The sequence below is a fragment of the Paenibacillus sp. cl123 genome (assembly GCF_900101595.1).
GTDB lineage: Bacteria > Bacillota > Bacilli > Paenibacillales > NBRC-103111 > Paenibacillus_G.
The window spans coordinates 1-17,051 of record NZ_FMYY01000039.1 but is presented as its reverse complement, the minus strand read 5'-3'; the positions used below and the strand labels follow the sequence as shown (position 1 = coordinate 17,051).

The following is a 17,051-nucleotide window of genomic DNA, read 5'->3' as shown; positions in this document are numbered from 1 at the left end:
AATCGGACGTCCCGTCCAAGCTGCGCCTTGCGGTCCCGCTCGCTGCTCGCTAACTCAGCAGCATGTCCTTGAGCCGGGCGATGGCGCTCTGACGGTCGTTTGTGCCGATTTTGTTGTAGATGACGCTGATATAATTGCGAACGGTGCCCTCCCCCATGTACAAGGCGGAGGATATTTGCTTGTTCGAGCAGCCTTCGATCATGAGCAGAATGATTTTCCTCTCGCGCTCGGTGAACATCAGCCCTTCATCCTTCAACCGATTTTCGTCGAACGGATCGGCCCTCACATTGGACAATATCATAAGCTGGGAGGCCAGCTTGGAGGCTATGGAAGCCGGGATCATAAGCTGTCCCACGACAGCGTCGCGAACGGTCTGAATAACCCGGTCGGCGGGCATATCCTTGAGCAGAAAGCCTTCGGCTCCCCCTGACATCGCTTCAACAATATATTTATCTTCCGGGAAGGTGGTCAGCATGATGACGACCGTATCCGGATAATCCCGCTTGATTCGCTTCATCGCCTCGATCCCGTCCATCACCGGCATTTTAATATCCATCAGGACGATGTCTGGGCGATGCTCGGCCATCATATCGAGCGCTTGAAGTCCATTTTCGGCCACGCCTACAACCTCAAAATCTTCCTCCAGACTTAGAATCGTCTCCAAGCCGTCGCGGAGCAGGCGCTGGTCGTCAGCAATCAGGATACGCGGCATAAGGACAGCTCCTTTTTATCAGCAATAAGTACTTTCATTCATTATAACGGAAAATGACGTCTTTGAGATTAGGGGTATGACGGTCACTGACAAAAATGGTGACAGCCCGTCACTATTGAGGGTCGGACTAACGGACGACATAATCAGCAGGGGGGAACCGGGATATCGGCTTGGGCTGACGCAATCGGGACAGCGGGCCTGCAGCCGATGACAAAAACGGTGACGCCCGATCACTGGCAGAATGCGCCACGAGCTGTTTAAGATGGAGATATGGCGTCTGCAAGCGCGTTTGTTCCCCGGGGGGCAATCGCGGGCGGCGAGAGGCTGCAGGAAGCGCATGGCGAAAGGATGGAGAAGCTGGATGAAGTGGAAAGGCGGAACAAGAAATAGATCGCGGCGAAGCAGGATGCTGTCGGCCGTATTGGGCTTGGCGCTGACAACCTCTGCTTTTGGAGGAAACGTTGCGATCCCGCAGGCAGTCAAGGCTGCGAATGTGCCTTTGACGGTGTACGATGACGCATTATCATCCGAATTTGTGGATTACGGCTGGGCGGAGATGGATTTGGCCGAGTCGGGGATTGTGCATAGCGGAGCGAGTTCGATACGGATGAATCCGGATGGGGATCGGGCGCTGTATTTTTTCAAAGACCGCATCATGGATGCGAGCGACTATGAGTATTTGCGCTTTTGGGTACATGGCGGCGAGACCGGCGGTCAGCAGCTGAAGCTCGTGCTGTCGCTTAGCGGGCAAGGGCTTGCCGAGCTGCAGGTTGCCGAGCTGCTTCCCGGCGGCATTCCGGCGGGAAGCTGGGCTGAGGTTAAGATCAAGCTGTCGGACGTAGGCGTGACGGGACTGCTTGATGGCATCTGGCTGTGGGGCCAAGGCGATCAAGAGTCGGTGTATATCGATGATATGAGCTTCCTGCCGGGAAGCGGCACGGGTACGGGAGGCGGAACCGGAACTGGAACCGGTGGGACAGGTACCGGGACTGGTAGCGGAGGAACTGAAACTCCGCCCGCGCAGCCGATGACAGGCATTGCCTTCGACCAAGCTCCGCTGATGCTTCGCGAGGGCGGACTGCGCGCGGCGCAGCTGTCATCGGTGCATGCGGACGGCAGCCGGAAGGAACTGAAGCAGGGAGTAATCTGGAGCAGCGACGACACGGCCATTGCATCCGTCTCTCAAGGGCTTGTACAGGGAGGCAAGCCGGGATCGACGATCATCCGGGCTGTGTACGGCTCCTTTGAAGCCGTGCTTCCGGTGCAGGTGCTCGAGGCGGAGGTGAGCCGGCCGATCGAGCCGGTTGACGGCATTTACGTGTACAGCGATTCGCTGAATCCGCAGTTTACCGATTACAGCTGGGCGACACGCTCGATGGATGACCGTGCTTCGGCCCATACAGGCGAGTCTTCGATCTCCTTCCAGCCTTCCGGTGACGCTGCGCTGTATCTGTATAGCGACCGAGGGATCACAACGAAGGATTATGAGAAGCTGCGTCTATGGGTGAACGGTGGAGAGAGCGGCGGCCAAAAGCTGCGCCTCGGCTTCAACTCCGGCGGACAGACGGTCAAGGACCTGCGTCTCGACGAGCTCGTGCCGGGCGGCCTGCAAGCGGGCGTATGGAGCGAGGTCGAGCTGCAGCTGGCCGATCTTGAACTGCCGGGCGGCTTGTTCGACGGCCTCCTGATCGGAGGAGCGAGCGGCGGCGAGCAGGGAGCTGTGCGTGTGGACGACATTGCGCTCGTCCGCAAATACGTGGAGCCGCCGAAGCTGATCGAAGTGCGGATGAACACGCATCAGATGGTGCTTCTGCCGGGCGAGAGTCAGCGGCTGGATGCAGAGTCGTTCTTCAACAATGGCGAAACGAGAATCGTGACGGACAGCGCGATCTGGGCTTCGGACCGTCCGGATGTCGTCCGTGTGGAGCAAGGAGCCTTGACGGCCGTCGCCCCGGGCATCGCCAAAATTACAGCCGTTGCCGGCGGATTTACGGCTGAGGCGTACGTGCAGGTCACATCCGTCGCCGCCGAGCCGGTATATGCCGAAGGTTTGGCTGACGGCTTCCGCAACCAAAGCTGGCATGACAAGGATCTGGCTAACCGCGAACAGGCGCATGGCGGCCAGCAGTCCATCAAGTTCAACGTCAGCGGTTGGGATGGCGTTTGGCTCGTTGGAAACGAACGTCAAGTAGCCGACTATTACGGCTTCGAGTTCTGGGTTCACGGCGGTACAGCCGGCGGGCAGAAGCTGTTGTTCCATGCTTATGACGACACCTCCTCGCTGGCTGCAGTCGAGCTGGACCGCTATTTGCCTGAAGGCGGCTTGCCAGCGGGACAATGGACAAAGGTGACCGTAAACTTCGCCGATCTCGGTCTGATCGACGGCGAATTCGACGGCATGATCTTCCAGGCGGGTGCCGAAAACAATCAAGGGACGATGTACATCGACGATGTCAGCCTGCTCCGCAATTTGAGTCCGGGCAAGCTGCCGATGCCGAACCTGCCTTCCGTCAACGTGAAGGTAGATACGTCCGCTAACCGTAAGCCGATCAACCAGGAGATTTACGGCATCAATTTCAACGATATGCATGCCAACGATTCGCAGCTGGAATTCCCGGTACAGCGCTGGGGCGGCAACAACACGACGCGCTACAACTGGGAGCTGGACGTAGCGAACCGTGCGTCGGACTGGTATTTTATCAATTATCCGTATGACAATGACCCGGCTCAGCTGCCGCATGGCTCGACCTCCGACCGGTTCATCGATGAGACCCATGCGAAGAACGGCAAAGTGCTGCTGACCGTACCGACGATCGGCTGGACGCCGAAGGACCGGAGCGTCACCTACGGCTTCTCGCAGAAAAAATACGGACCGCAGCAAAGCGGAGCCGAGGAGCTGCCGGATGCAGGCAACGGCGTTCGCGAGGACGAGAGCCTGATCACCGGCAATGATCCGCTGGATACATCCAAGCCGATCGGACCCGACTTCGTCACCCGCTGGATGGATCATATCGCAGGCCGCACGGGCGACAAAGTGAACTACTATGCACTCGACAACGAACCGGAGATCTGGCATGTGACCCATCGCGACGTGCATCCTGAGGCGCCGACCTACGATGAGATCTGGGGCTTCACCGAGCGTTATGGCAAGGCAATCAAGGATAAGGACCCCGATGCGCAAATCTTCGGACCGACATCCTGGGGCTGGTGCGCATACTTCTATTCGTCCGCCGACAACTGCTCGGATGGCCCGGACCGTCAAGCTCATGACGGCAAGCCTTTCCTGGAGTGGTACTTGGATCAAGCTGCCGATTATAAGGAAGAGACCGGCGTTCAACTGGTCGACTACCTGGATATTCATTTCTACCCGCAGGAGAATGTCGTGACCTCCGGCGACGAAGGTCCTTATGCAGCCAAGCGCCGTTATCAGTCGCTCAAGTCGCTGTACGATCCGAATTTCACCGACGATTCCTGGATTCAGGAGCCGATCCGGCTGATTCCGCGGATGAAAGAAATGATCAACAGCAAGCTGCCGGGGACGAAGCTCGCCATCACCGAATACAACTTCGGCAATGGCAACGGGATCAGCGCCGGTCTGGCTCAAGCCGAGGCGCTGGCCATATTCGGCCGCGAGGGCGTCGATCTTGCGACCCGCTTCGGAGCTATGAAAGCAGGCACCAAGATCGAGGATGCCTTCGGTCTGTATCTGAACTACGACGGCCAAGGCTCGAAGGTGGCGGGCACAAGCGTTAGCGCGACCAGCTCTAATAGCGATGCGGTCGGGGCGTACTCGATCGAGGGCAGCGACGGCAAGCTGTTTGTCCTTCTCTTCAACAAGGACACGGTCGTCCGTTCGGCCAATGTCGATACGCAAGGGGCGGGACAGCAGGCTTCGCTCTACCGCTTCGACGCCAAGCATCCTGTCTCTGCGGCAGGCCAGGCGACCGCACAGGCGGACGGCATCCTGAAGCTCGAGCTGCCGGCCCGTTCGGCTACGCTCGTTGTCTTTCAGCCTTAATCGGATCAATCAGACAGTATGCGAGGAAAACTTAAAGTCCCGGGAATACTTACCGGGACTTTTTCTTTTTTTTGGAGGCCGCCCTGGCTTAGAAGGAGGACGCTTTAACATAAATGAGTGCTATAAACTAATTTGCCAATTGCTTAACAATGAGCTGTTTCACATGTTGGCCTGTCGCATGGCTGCGAACAATGGACATCACGTAACCTTGTACGCTGCCGGCATCACCCGGGCTTTGAGCGTCGAGCTCGGCAATCGCATGAGCAATCACAAAATCCAGCAGCCGCTCACTCGCACGATCTTTATTACCCGGCTGCGGAGAGGCCATGTAAGCTTTTATTGCGTTAAACAGACTTTCCTCCGCGGCGGCAAGCTGTTCTTTCAGCGCAGCTTTGTCAAGGTATGCGGGCAAAGCGCCGAGCTTTTGCTCAGCGTCCCTATACAGGTCCACTGTACGATCCAGCTCGTCATTAGTAACGGATTCAATTGCCGCTGTTTCATGTATTTTTTGCAGGGTATTTTCAATATTGGCCGTATGCATCTCGTTCACATGCTGATTAAGCTGGGCCGAAGTCAATTCATAGTCGTAAACTGCGACTTTTCCGATCGCGCCTTGGAAGAACGAGACCAGATTACGGGTGCCGATTCTCATCGGAGCCGTTCCATCGCCCGGAATAATGTTATAACCCAGAAGGCTGTCTTGGTCCCGCAGCACTCCATTCTTGAAAATCTTCGTATAACCTGTCGGATAGCTTGAACTGACATCGACCGTATTAATGGTCAGTGTGTAGTGGATCCATTCGCCAGGAGTGACCGCATCCTGAAAATACGAGCCCGCTCCCAAACCGCCCGACATATTAAAAGAGTAGCCGCTAATCCGGTTTGGCCGATTTTCCGTATTGGTGAAGCTGTACATTCTCGCCACCCAAGAATGCTGACCGGGCTCTCCCTTTCCCATCCAATGTACATACCCGCTGCTTTCGGATTTCGGGAACTCCAGCACATCGGGCCTCATCCATGCTTCAACCGTCAATATCCCGGTGTTGGTGACTTCCAGCAAGTCATGATCCGGAATGGTGAAATACTGATCGATTCCGTTGAAGCCAGGCGCCGCGTCTCCGTTAGGCATCGTTTCGGTAGTCGGGCTTCCTGTGAACGAGCCGTTCAGGCCATTGCCCGAGCTATCCGTCGTCACTCCAGGCGCCAGCGGCCAGTAGCCTACAGGCTGGTCGGCAAGAACCGCCGCATCGTAGCTCGATGCAGCCGACGCCAATCCCGATGACGCGATTGAGATAGAACCGGCAACCAACATGATAGTCATGGCTAAAGACGCATGTTTTTTCCTGAAAAAGGGAAACTTCATAAACCTCTCTCCTCTCGATATGAGCCTTATTGGGGACAGAACATTGGCCCGCCCGGGACGTAAGTTGAGCTTGCCCTGGCCGGCCAAGTATGGAACCGCTTAATTCGTTGAGTGTGTTCCTCCTTCCTCTGTTTTGTTTTCCACATCTTTACAACACTTGCTAACTCTATGATAGGACGCCTCTGGGCATTTAAATAGAGCTTTAAATTGTCTTTAATACAAAATCAACAACGATGTGAGGGGAAAAGGTGATGCAGACAACGGGATGTAGAAGTCCGGTGAATAACGCACGGCCAGCGGATTGCGGCCGGTCGGGGTCTCCGCTCGCTGCTGCAGCCAGATTATAAAAGCCTCCTTCCCGGGGGAATCCGGCTACAAAGGCGACCGCTTTCGCAACTCTCCTTCGGCTCGCTTTAGCTCCGCAAAGGAGCTAAAGCTGCTGATACGCCAAAAAAGCCCGGCTGACCGGGCTTTTCTAAACTTCTATGGACGAATCCGCCAAACCGGCACTATCTTCTCGCTGCTCCGCCAACTTTTCCCCAAGCGGAGCGCCGCAGCGCAGCGAGCGCTGTGCGGGAGCCCGCAGGCCGACTAGCGGCCTTGCTTGTAGAGCCAGACCAGCAGCTCGGGCAGCTTGATCCACAGCCGAATGTGGGTCGTCACATAGATGACGGCCTCCTCCTCGGCTGCGCTCTTGGTCGTGCCGGAGCCTGGCTTCGGCAGCGGCTTGCCGCCGAAGAAAAAGTCAAGCACATGCGGATTATGCCGCTTCGCTTGAAGGTAAGGGGCGTTCAGCTCGGCGGTCGCCCTGCCCAGCTTCTTATAAGCGTAGAGAAGCCGGTCGTAAGCAAAGGCGACTGACTGGTCTTCGCGGAACGTATCCAGCAGCTGTTCGGCTTCATCCAGCCGGTCCTGCTCCAGATACGCGGCCAGCAGCAGATGACGGGCCCCTTGCTCGTCGGTCGGGTTCAGCTTAAGCAGCTCCTCGAGCTGACCGGCGGCTTCCGCCGATTCCTTCAGCTCCCAACAGGCTTCAGCGTAAGCAAGCTTCGCGCGCAGATAGGGACGAACCTCGGCGCGGCTCCACAGGGCGGAGTCTCCGCCCAGTAGCTCGCCTCCGGCCAAATCCTGCTCGCCTGCAGCGATTCCTTCGGCCAGCAGGCGCTTCTTCTCGCCGGCATCCGATGTATGCCGGGCCAGCACGACGTAGGCGTCGGCGCTATGCGGATGCAGCTCCAGCGCGGCATGGGCCAGCTTGGCCGCTTCCTGCGCGGATGCGGTGCCCATCGCCGTATACAGCAGCTCCTGAGCCATCTCGCGCTGCTCGCTGGAGGAGGCGCCGGGGGCGACCGCTACCGCGCTGGCTGCCGCTGCGCTGCCGGCGGCCGACTTCCGGCCGGCCTTGGCTGGGGCAGCAGCTTTCATCTCCGGAGCGGGCGTCGCTCCGCTCCTCTGAGTCTGCTGGCGCCGAAGCGTCCGTTCGGCTTCCAGCTCGGGCGACAGGGACTTGCTGCCGGACTGAGCGGACGAGCCGTCCGGCTCGGAGCCGAAATATTCATCCGCAAACTGCAGCAGCTCCTGGTAGCGCTTGGAGAGGGTTGAGGAAGATACCTCGTATTTGAGCGCCAGCTCATTCTGGGTGACGGGCAGTCCGTAAGCCTGAACGATCATGTATTCAAGCGCGGCGCAGAAGGCCCCCTCCTTCTTGAACGAAGGCCGCTTCTCCCGTGAGAAGTTATCCCAGATCGAGAGAGCCTCGACGATATGTCTCGGTTCATAGGCTCCCTCCATATTGGCGATCAACTGGTTCGCCAGAACGGCATAGGCCTCGCTCTCCCAGCGGATGCCGGTTTCGGCGATTTGCCGTATCTCCTCGAGCGTAGGCGCGGAGACCGAAGCGGGCGTTGCGCCATTCTCCTGGCTCAGCCCGGCCGCCTCAACCGTCGGCTCGGGACGACGCGCGGCGTCCGGCGCCTCCTGGTCCTTATTCAAACAGCAGCGCTTATACTTAATGCCGCTTCCACAGTAACAGAGTTCATTTCTGCCGATCTTCAACAAGCAAGCTCCTCCTTCGACATGCACGATCGTTGCTATTAGTACTAGCATAACCGATTTTGACCAATTTTCATAATAGAGATCGCATTTTATGTCGTTTTTTGCAGGAGAGAGCGGGAAAGTCCCTGATTTTCTCTGAAAACGAGCTTGCTTATAGCCTATGAGAACGGTCGATGGGACTTGCCCGGCCTGCTGGGAGACCGAATCCGGGCTGTATGTTTCAGAACCGTGCGGGCGAAGTGATACAATGGGGAGAGCTGTTTATTTCAGAAAGAAAAAGGTGATGCGCATGCTGGTCTCTCTACAGGCGATCGAACGGTACAGGAAGGAGGAGGGCCGCTCCGCTGTTTGGCCCGAATGGCTGCAGATTTTGGCCTCGGCCGAGGAGAGAGTGGTCAATCTGGAGCGTGTGCGTTCGCTTAGGGAACTGTCGGACGCCAACCCGGTGCTGGATTATGTCGAGAAGAGCTTGCGGACGCTGGAAGGGCTGCGGCTTTCCTTCTGGGTTCGCGAGCTGCTGGAGGAGGTGCTGGTCTGGTCGGAGACGGCGAAGGGAGGGACGGTTCGTCAGCGGCTGCGCTGGCAGGAGTCGGGGGTAAACCTGTTCGTGCATAACGAAGGCTCCGCCCAGCTGTACCGGGAGCATCAACGGAGGCTTAACCACAATTCCCCGGGCGAGCCGGCGGAGCGAACCGAGGTCGTGGAGACGCTGATCGCGACTCATGGGCTGATCGGGCAGTATATTCGCGGCGAGGTGCCGTTCTCCGCGCAAGCGTCTCTGACGGAGCTGGTGCGCAGCGGCCGGCTGTCGCCCTCCGAGCTGCGAAGCCTGCTGCTGCCGCTGAACGAATGCGTGCTGACGGCCGTTTCCCCCGAGCTGTGGCAGCAGACTCGCGGCGAGGTTGAGGCGATCGTGGACAGAATCGCGCAGGACCGGGAGGATGGGGAGCTGAGTTTGAAGGAGCGGATGCGGCGGCTGAGAAGCGGAGCGTCCGGTCGGGGCGAAAACTTCGAGGCTGCCTGGGCGAAGGTCGAAGCTTACGATACGGTGCTTGCGGCGCTTGATGCGCTTGCCGACAAGACGCTTTGGTATGTAGAGCCGGCGTTCCGGGGTTTTTCCCTCGACGATATGGTGAAATGCTTTCTGCTCGCGCTGCGGAGCAGCCGGGGAGACTGCGAGGTACGGCATATCAGCTTTGAGCCGCTCATGCAGTCGATGTATTACGATCATAAGGGGCTTAAGAAAATCAACGTCTACAAGCAGCGGGTCATAGAGAAATATGTCCGGGAGCTGTCGTTCGAACATATTTTGCAGGACCGGAGCCGGCCTAATCCCCACTTGACGGAGCGGGTGGAATGCAAGCCCGGGCTCGGGGATACTTTGTTCTTCACCTTCGAATTTTCGCGGGCGGCGGAGAAGCTGATCGAATTTTGCGTGGAGGCCGAGAAGTCCGCGCTGTATGAGAAAGCCGTGCTGATGCTGTTCGATCTGTTCGAGCTGCGGCGCGACGCGTATGACCGTTTCCATAACGAGGAAGATTACTTGAGCGCGATGAACAGCACGGCGGATTACAAGCAGCTGATCCTGAATTATGTGGTAGGAGAGACGGTGCTCGACATCGGCCCCGGGGGCGGCGTCCTGCTGGATCTGATCGAGGAGAGGCTGCCCGGCAAGCGGCCGGTCGGCATCGATATATCGGCGAACGTGATCGAGGCGCTGGAACGGAGAAAGCAGCTGGAAGGCCGGACCTGGGAGGTGCGCAAGGGCGACGCGCTGCGGCTGGAGGCGTATATGGAGCCCGGCAGCGTCGATACGGTCATTTTCTCCTCGATCCTGCACGAGCTGTACTCCTACATCCCCTTCGAAGGAAAGAAGTTCAATCGCGCTACGATCGGAGCCGCGCTGCGAAGCGCCTTCGGCATGCTGAAGCCCGGAGGGCGGATCATTATCCGCGACGGGATCATGTCGGAGCCGGTGACGGAGCTGCGGCGGATCAGGCTGCTGCGCGAGGACGGCCTGCTTTGGCTGGAGCGTTACGCCCGTGATTTCCAGGGGCGCTCCATTCGGTACACGGTGCTGGATCAGGAGGCGCGTACGGTAGAAATACCGGTCAACGATGCGATGGAGTTTCTGTACACATATACATGGGGACCGGAGTCGTATGTGCATGAGGTGCAGGAGCAGTTCGGCTACTTCACGCCCGGCGAATATGAGGCGTTTATCCGGGAGACGCTGGGGCGGGAGGCGAAGCTTCTGGAAAGCCGCCATTTTCTGCAGGAGGGTTACACCGAGGCTTTATCGGATAAAATCGAGTTTATGGATGCGGATGGAAATGAAGTGCCTTTGCCGGACAGCACTTGTTTATTTGTAATTGAAAAAGTTGGGCGATAAAAGGGTTGACAAATTCATTTTAAATGTCATAATGAAAATATCAATTTGACATTATTGATATTGATATGAGCCATGACTGAGGCAAGGCATTCTTGGAAGGAGGAATGGGCGATGAGAGCGCTGATTGTCATTGATTATACGGTGGATTTTGTGGTGGGAAAGCTGCCCTGCGGACAGCCGGGCATCGAGATCGAAGGAAGAATCGCCGAGCTGACCCGGGAATTCGCCGAAGCCGGCGATCTGGTGGTGATGGCAGTCGATCTGCATGACGAGGACGACCGTTATCATCCGGAGCATAAGCTGTTTCCGCCTCACAACATTCGGGGGACAGAGGGACGCCGGTTATACGGGGCGCTGGATGACGTCTATCAGGAGCTGCGGAACGCCGTATATTGGATGGATAAGACGAGATACAGCGCATTTTGCGGCACGGATCTGGAGCTGCAGCTGCGCAGCAGGGGAATCACGGAGCTGCATCTGATCGGCGTATGCACCGACATCTGCGTGCTTCATACAGCCGTCGATGCCTATAACAAAGGCTTCGGCATCACCGTCCATGAGGATGCGGTCGCTTCGTTTAATCCCGCAGGGCATGAGTGGGCGCTGGGACATTTCAAGCATACGCTGGGAGCGGCGGTTGTCCGCGGAGGGCAATCGGCGCAGTAAAGCCGGCATACCCCTTTATCCAGCCAAGATCAGGAGGCGAAGAGCATGCAAGAGCAAGAGCTGACGCTGCACACGGATAAATACCAGATCAATATGATGTATGCCCATTGGAAAAACGGGTCGCAAAATGAGCGCGCCGTATTCGAGGCTTACTTCCGCAAGCTGCCGTTCGGCAATGGTTATGCCGTAGCGGCGGGGCTGGAGCGAATTGTGCGGTATGTCCGCTCGCTGCGTTTTGAGGAAGCGGAGATCGCATACCTCCGCACGCAGGAGGAGCAATACGAGGAGGGCTTCCTGGAGGCGCTTCGCGAGTTCCGCTTCACCGGCAGCCTGTATGCGGTCCCCGAAGGGACGCTCGTTTTCCCGAATGTGCCGCTGGTCAGGGTGGAGGCCCGGGTATTCGAGGCGCAGCTGATCGAGACGGCGCTGCTCAACTGCTTGAACTTCCAGACGCTGATCGCGACCAAGGCGGCGCGCATCAAGCAGGTAGCGGGCGACGATACGCTGCTCGAATTCGGTACGCGCCGGGCCCAGGAGGCGGATGCCGCTGTCTGGGGCGCACGCGCCGCCTACCTCGCAGGGTTCCATGCGACGAGCAATATGCGGGCGGGCATGCTGTTCGGCATCCCGGCCAAGGGCACGCACGCCCATGCCTGGGTGCAAGGGCATCGCTCGGAGGAGGAGGCGTTCCGGCTGTTCGCCGAGGCGCTGCCGGATCAGGTCACGCTGCTGGTCGATACCTACGATACGCTGCGCAGCGGCGTGCCGAACGCGATCAAGACGGCGAAGATGCTGGAGGCGCAGGGCAAACGGATGCAGGCGATCCGGCTGGACAGCGGCGACATGGCGTATTTATCCAAGAAAGCCCGCGAGATGCTGGATGAAGCCGGGCTGTCCTACGTCAAAATCGTCGCTTCGAACGACTTGGACGAGAACATCATTTTCAACCTGAAGGCTCAAGGGGCCCGCATCGACAGCTGGGGAGTCGGCACGCAGCTCATTACAGGCGGCGATCAGCCCGCGCTTGGCGGGGTATACAAGCTGGTCGCCTGCGAACGCGACGGCGAGATGGTGCCGGTGATCAAAATTTCGGCCAATCCGGAGAAGGTGACCAATCCGGGCTTGAAGGAAGCCTACCGGATCGTCAACAGGCAGACGGGCAAGGCGGAGGCGGACTATTTGGCGCTGATGCACGAAGAGGATGTGCGCCGCGGCGAGCGGATCAAGCTGTTCGATCCCATTCATCCGTATATCCACAAATTTATTGACGACTATGAGGCCGTGCGGCTCCTGCAGCCGGTGTTCGAGCAGGGGGAGCTGGTCTACGAGCTGCCGGCGCTGGAGGAGATTCGCCGCTATCATCAAAGCCAGCTGGACCTGTTTTGGCCGGAATATTTGCGCAAGCTGCATCCGGAAGTGTATCCGGTCGATCTCAGCACGGAGGCTTGGGAGCTGAAGATGGAGCTGATCCGCAGCCGGCAGGAGGAGAGCTGAGGTTTGTGGGGCGGGGGTTCGCGTATGGGGGCCTACGCTGCAGGAACATCGGCATGAACAAAAAAAGCGTCCCAGGAGTTTGGGCATGAGTAAAAAAACGTCGCAGAAGCTTGGGCATGAGTAAAAAACGTTGCAGGGTTTGGGCATGAGCAAAAACGTTGCAGGAGTTTGGGCATGAACAAAAAACGTCCGGGGAAGGTTTTATCCTTCTTTGGACGTTTTTTGTTTTTTCGCTGGCGGCGTCCTCACGTGTAGAAGCGGCAGGAGCTTGCTCGGGCTTATTGGCTTAGCCCGTCAATTGCAGCTCCCGATCCAGCCAAGTGCGGGACTGCCCCCGCGGAAGATCGATAATGGTGTTTGTACCCGGGCGCAGCAGGTACAGCTCATGGCCCGTGCCCATGTACAGCTGACCGTCCTCCGGGTAGTTCAGCTTGGTCGCCTGCAGCTTCGTATCGAGGCGATAGATGCCCCAGCCCTCCTCAGGCTTGCGTTGTTCCGGAGTATGCCAAGGGTTCGACATCTGAACGATCAGGCTGCCGTCGGATGAGGCCGGATTTTTCAGCGAGCGGCTCAGCGAACCCAGCGTCACGAGATCAGGACTGCTTAGCTTGTCATTGACATCGTGCAGCGTATTGTCCGCACCCAGCAAATACAGCGTAGCCGGACCGTAGCGCAGCGCATTATAGCTTTTGGCGATCCAGACGGTGCCGTCGGGATTAGGGATCACGCGCTCAGGATGGACCCAGCTTCCGTCCATCAGCCCCTTGTATTGTCCACCCTCGTCCAGGTACAGATGATAGCCGCCCGGAGGCGGGCCTATCACGGGAATCGACCAGTAAATATGGAGGGAAATCAGCGACCGCTTCTCGTCGATCGGGAAGCGCACAGCTTCGTAAAGCGGCTTGGTGTCCCCCAGTATTTGAGTTTCTTCGTCCTTCAGCTTGCGCAGCAGCCTATCTCCGATGTACAGCTCGGTGCCCTTCTGCTCCAGCTTGACCGGCTCCGAGCCTATATCTCTTCTGCCTGTGTAGATCTTCTCCTCCAGAGGCTGGACCTCCGCCTTGCTCAACCAAACCGGCTGGCCTTGCAGCGACTTCGGAATTTTCAGCGCGCGATGCGTCGCGTCCAGGAATACGCGGGGGTAGGCGTACAAGTAATCGGCATCGTCGTAGAAGATAGAGCCGATCAGCTCCTGGCCTCCGGTTACCGACAACCCCTGCTTCTCATCCCATTCGATCCCAAGCTGCAGCAGTTCTCTCGTGAACCTCCACGTCAGCGGCATGTACGTAACATCCCGGAACTCCAGAAACGGATAGGGTTCGCTTGCATTGTCCAGCTGAGTGCCGGGCAATGAGATGGGATACGCGGCGACGGAGGCCCTGGCCTTGAGACCAGCCGGATTGGAGCCGGTCAAATCCTGCTTCACCTCTACGGGCTTCCAATCGCTGCCGCCGCCCTGCTGCTTGAGGTAGACCGCCAGTCCGTCCGTTGCGCTCCAGTTGGTTTGGAGCCCGAGCGCTTGCGTGTTGTCCCAGGTCAGCGGGAAGTAGGTAATATCCTTATAGATAAGGAAAGGATACCTCTGCTTCGCATTATCGATCACGGTGCCGTTCACCTTGACGGTGAAAGACGGGATCGAGGCCGTTGCCGTCGCTGCGCTTGCCTCCGCCTGCGGCAGCGGAGCGGCGCTCCACAGCAGCGGAAGTGCGAGAACGGCGCTTAACGCGCGCTTGATGCCTATGCGTCTGATATAGCTGTTCATTAGGATGATTGCCTCCTTTGGACGACAGGGATTGGTTTTTATGCTCAATTAGACGGGCGATGAGTGTGGGAGGTTGCAGCATGCGTGCTGTTCGCTGTCTGGACTGAAGCTGTGGCGTAGGTGCGAATGCTTCTGGCTGCGGGGACGCTAGAAACGATGCCGATTTATGCGGCCGATGTGAGTTTGGGAGTTTTAGGCTGCTAAACGTATATGGTGTTGATGATTGCCGCGATTCATAATTAAGGTCGTATCTCGGGACACGGGATTTATAGCGTGATACGGAGGGGAGGTTACCGTGCGCCGTATAAAGATTTTATTACACGGGGCGGGTAGGGCTGAATCGAATGGGGGCAGCGGAGGGAACTGTCGGAAAAGTTGTGAAGTGTCCAAGAAAGGCTCAATGCATGATTGTCGGCTCTCAAGGCCACGCATAAAGGGAAGGGTTCCCGATTGTGGTGGACTCTAGCTGCCTGCTAATCAATTTTATTTCGGCTTTTCCCCGCTGTTCTGCATGTCTTAGCGGTAGCGCGATTCCGTAATTTAGATCCGAATTCGCTCGAGCCAAGCCCGCTGATTCGGCCTTGCGCGAAGGAAGCTGCGCGGCACAGATGTTGTAAGACAACCATTTACCCGTTGCCGCTTGTGTATCGTTCCATTTTCCAAGAAAGGAATTGTAGGCCACGCTACCTCCTTTCGTTTGTGATATAGGATTTCATTGTGGCTGTACGTTCGTCAAAAATCACAAAACCGCAGATTCATCTCCTCCTTTGAGAGGAAGGAGTATATTCGGCTTTTTGAGATATAAAAGCACTTTTATCCGACCATAAGAAAACCGCCTTGGTAAAACGGTTTTTGGACCCATCATTTTTAATTAATGGAGTTATTTAACTTATGGTACAACTGGAGTTTTCCGATAAAATGAAATGTTTCAAGAAGGGTTACCAAAAATAATAGCCAGAGTGTTTTTTGTTGTTTCTAAAAAGCAAAGCAAATGGAATGGAAACCAATATTACATACACACCAATGAATACTGGAGTCGAAAGCAGCTTTCTTTCTTCGACTATCCCCATGGAGATAAGTATGGTGCCTAATAATAAATAGGGTAAAACAAATCCTCTTTGGTATGAGGCTAACTCCTCCTTGTTCAAAGCGGATATTACCGACTTTCTAAGAAAAACTTTACTTCCCATAAGATGAAGGACTGCATTGATAAGTACCCAAATACCTAAAAATATTTGTGCATACATACTTTATCTCCTTCCTGTTTAATACTTCCCAAAACGAACGACATTATAGGTTTTGCCATGCGGACAAACAAGAACGAGTGCTCGTGGTAATCCTGATGAAGGCGATGTGAAAATACCGAGAAGCGATGCCAGTATGTACAGTGCTTCAGAAGTTGAGCTCCGGGAGATAGCAATGATTTCCGGATTTATGGGGGAAGTGTGATTTCATATCTTACCTTTTTTAATCCAATCGATAATCTTATAAACTCCTAACACAATAACCAAGTAAAGCAGGGAGCATAATGTAATATAGAGTGGCTTTGTATTTCCAAGATACGACCAATTCATAACAATAAATCCTAGTAGAAAGAGGTTCATTATCGCTAGGAATATTTGAGGTACAATCCAAGCCATTCTTAATTTTACATTTTTCATCGGTTATTCCCCCTTCTTCTGAAGTATAAAAGAGCGCCGGCATTCCCGACCGACGCCCCAGCTCCATACCATGTAATTAAAAACCATGTATACCTCGGATACCGTATGATTTCCCCAGTAACTTCCGCCACCGTAAAAATTCATTTTTCTTGCATTTTCCATGTACTGCGCTGCAGACTTGCTAAGTTGCATTCTTGAGTTAGTTGAATAAGCTGCGAAGTAATTCCGCAAATGTGGTGAAAGCACCAGCATACTATAACACAATCGTAACCCATCCTGCTGGTCCAGTTCCATATCCAGCAACAAATGTTGCTAAGCCAACCAAGTCATATCCCCACCCGACACTTCCGGCCACAATGGTGCCTGCATATAGTTATTTATTATTTGGTAATATATTATTTGGGAAATATTGTACTTCAAGTCTACGCCCATGTCATTTTAGTAGTCAAAATTATATTACATTCTCAACTTTTGCAGAGCCAGAATTGACTTGAACGCAGATGTAGTACGGGTCTATAGGTACTGAGTTATATGGCTTTACGAGCTATACGAAAAACCGTATAATCCCAGTCCAACAGGCGTCCAAAGTGAGGGAGTTGTACGAAAAACCGTATAACCCCAGTCCGACAGGCGTCCAAAGTGAGGGAGTTGTACGAAAAACCGTATAACCCCAGTCCGACAGGCGTTCAAAGTGAGGGAGTTGTACGAAAACAAACATGTCTTTCAAGGCACAACTCCAGCATGAAAATGAGCAGCGTGCGTTTATCGCAGGTTATGCCATCCCATACTTTTAATACCATGGTGAACACTACGCTACGGTTAATGGTGGTTTACCCCTGTGCGAAAACTGTAAGGATCGAACTCTGTGTACAACTCCTTGCTAGCTCCGAATGCCCGTTTGGAGAACTGCGAACAGAAAAATGGTTAA

Annotated in this window: 9 protein-coding genes; 4 read left to right on the top strand and 5 right to left on the bottom strand. The window is 55.8% G+C overall.

Going from position 1 to position 17,051, the window contains the following annotated elements:
* Positions 1 to 49: 49 nt before the first annotated feature.
* Positions 50 to 712, bottom strand: coding sequence for a response regulator transcription factor (locus BLR08_RS30010; RefSeq protein ID WP_072338232.1), 663 nt, complete (start codon positions 710 to 712; stop codon positions 50 to 52).
* Between the two features lie 361 nt (positions 713 to 1,073).
* Between BLR08_RS30010 and BLR08_RS30005 the strand changes: the two genes are divergently transcribed.
* On the top strand, positions 1,074 to 4,730 hold the full coding sequence (locus BLR08_RS30005) for a glycoside hydrolase family 44 protein (RefSeq protein ID WP_176835641.1): 3,657 nt from the start codon (positions 1,074 to 1,076) through the stop codon (positions 4,728 to 4,730).
* Between the two features lie 127 nt (positions 4,731 to 4,857).
* On the opposite strand, the gene BLR08_RS30000 is transcribed toward BLR08_RS30005, so the two are convergent.
* A complete protein-coding gene (locus BLR08_RS30000) occupies positions 4,858 to 6,093 on the bottom strand; it encodes a LamG domain-containing protein (protein WP_083537582.1) in 1,236 nt (411 codons plus the stop codon).
* 591 nt (positions 6,094 to 6,684) lie between these two features.
* A complete protein-coding gene (locus BLR08_RS29990; RefSeq protein ID WP_256257858.1) occupies positions 6,685 to 8,148 on the bottom strand; it encodes an SEC-C metal-binding domain-containing protein in 1,464 nt (487 codons plus the stop codon).
* Between the two features lie 289 nt (positions 8,149 to 8,437).
* Between BLR08_RS29990 and BLR08_RS29985 the strand changes: the two genes are divergently transcribed.
* The 3 genes from BLR08_RS29985 (at position 8,438) to BLR08_RS29975 (ending at position 12,700) form a co-directional block, all read left to right on the top strand.
* The gene (locus tag BLR08_RS29985; protein WP_072338242.1) at positions 8,438 to 10,540 is read left to right on the top strand and encodes a class I SAM-dependent methyltransferase; all 2,103 of its coding nucleotides are present in this window, start codon (positions 8,438 to 8,440) and stop codon (positions 10,538 to 10,540) included.
* A 111-nt stretch (positions 10,541 to 10,651) separates the two neighbouring features.
* Complete coding sequence (locus BLR08_RS29980) at positions 10,652 to 11,206, top strand: cysteine hydrolase family protein (protein WP_072338236.1); 555 nt, start codon at positions 10,652 to 10,654, stop codon at positions 11,204 to 11,206.
* A 45-nt stretch (positions 11,207 to 11,251) separates the two neighbouring features.
* Complete coding sequence (locus BLR08_RS29975; protein WP_072338237.1) at positions 11,252 to 12,700, top strand: nicotinate phosphoribosyltransferase; 1,449 nt, start codon at positions 11,252 to 11,254, stop codon at positions 12,698 to 12,700.
* Positions 12,701 to 12,986: 286 nt separating this feature from the next.
* Here BLR08_RS29975 and BLR08_RS29970 read toward each other — a convergent pair whose 3' ends face one another.
* Entirely contained in the window at positions 12,987 to 14,462 is a 1,476-nt protein-coding gene (locus BLR08_RS29970; protein WP_072338238.1) for a hypothetical protein, read from the bottom strand.
* A gap of 938 nt (positions 14,463 to 15,400) precedes the next feature.
* A complete protein-coding gene (locus BLR08_RS29960) occupies positions 15,401 to 15,709 on the bottom strand; it encodes a hypothetical protein (RefSeq protein ID WP_072338240.1) in 309 nt (102 codons plus the stop codon).
* Positions 15,710 to 17,051: the final 1,342 nt, after the last annotated feature.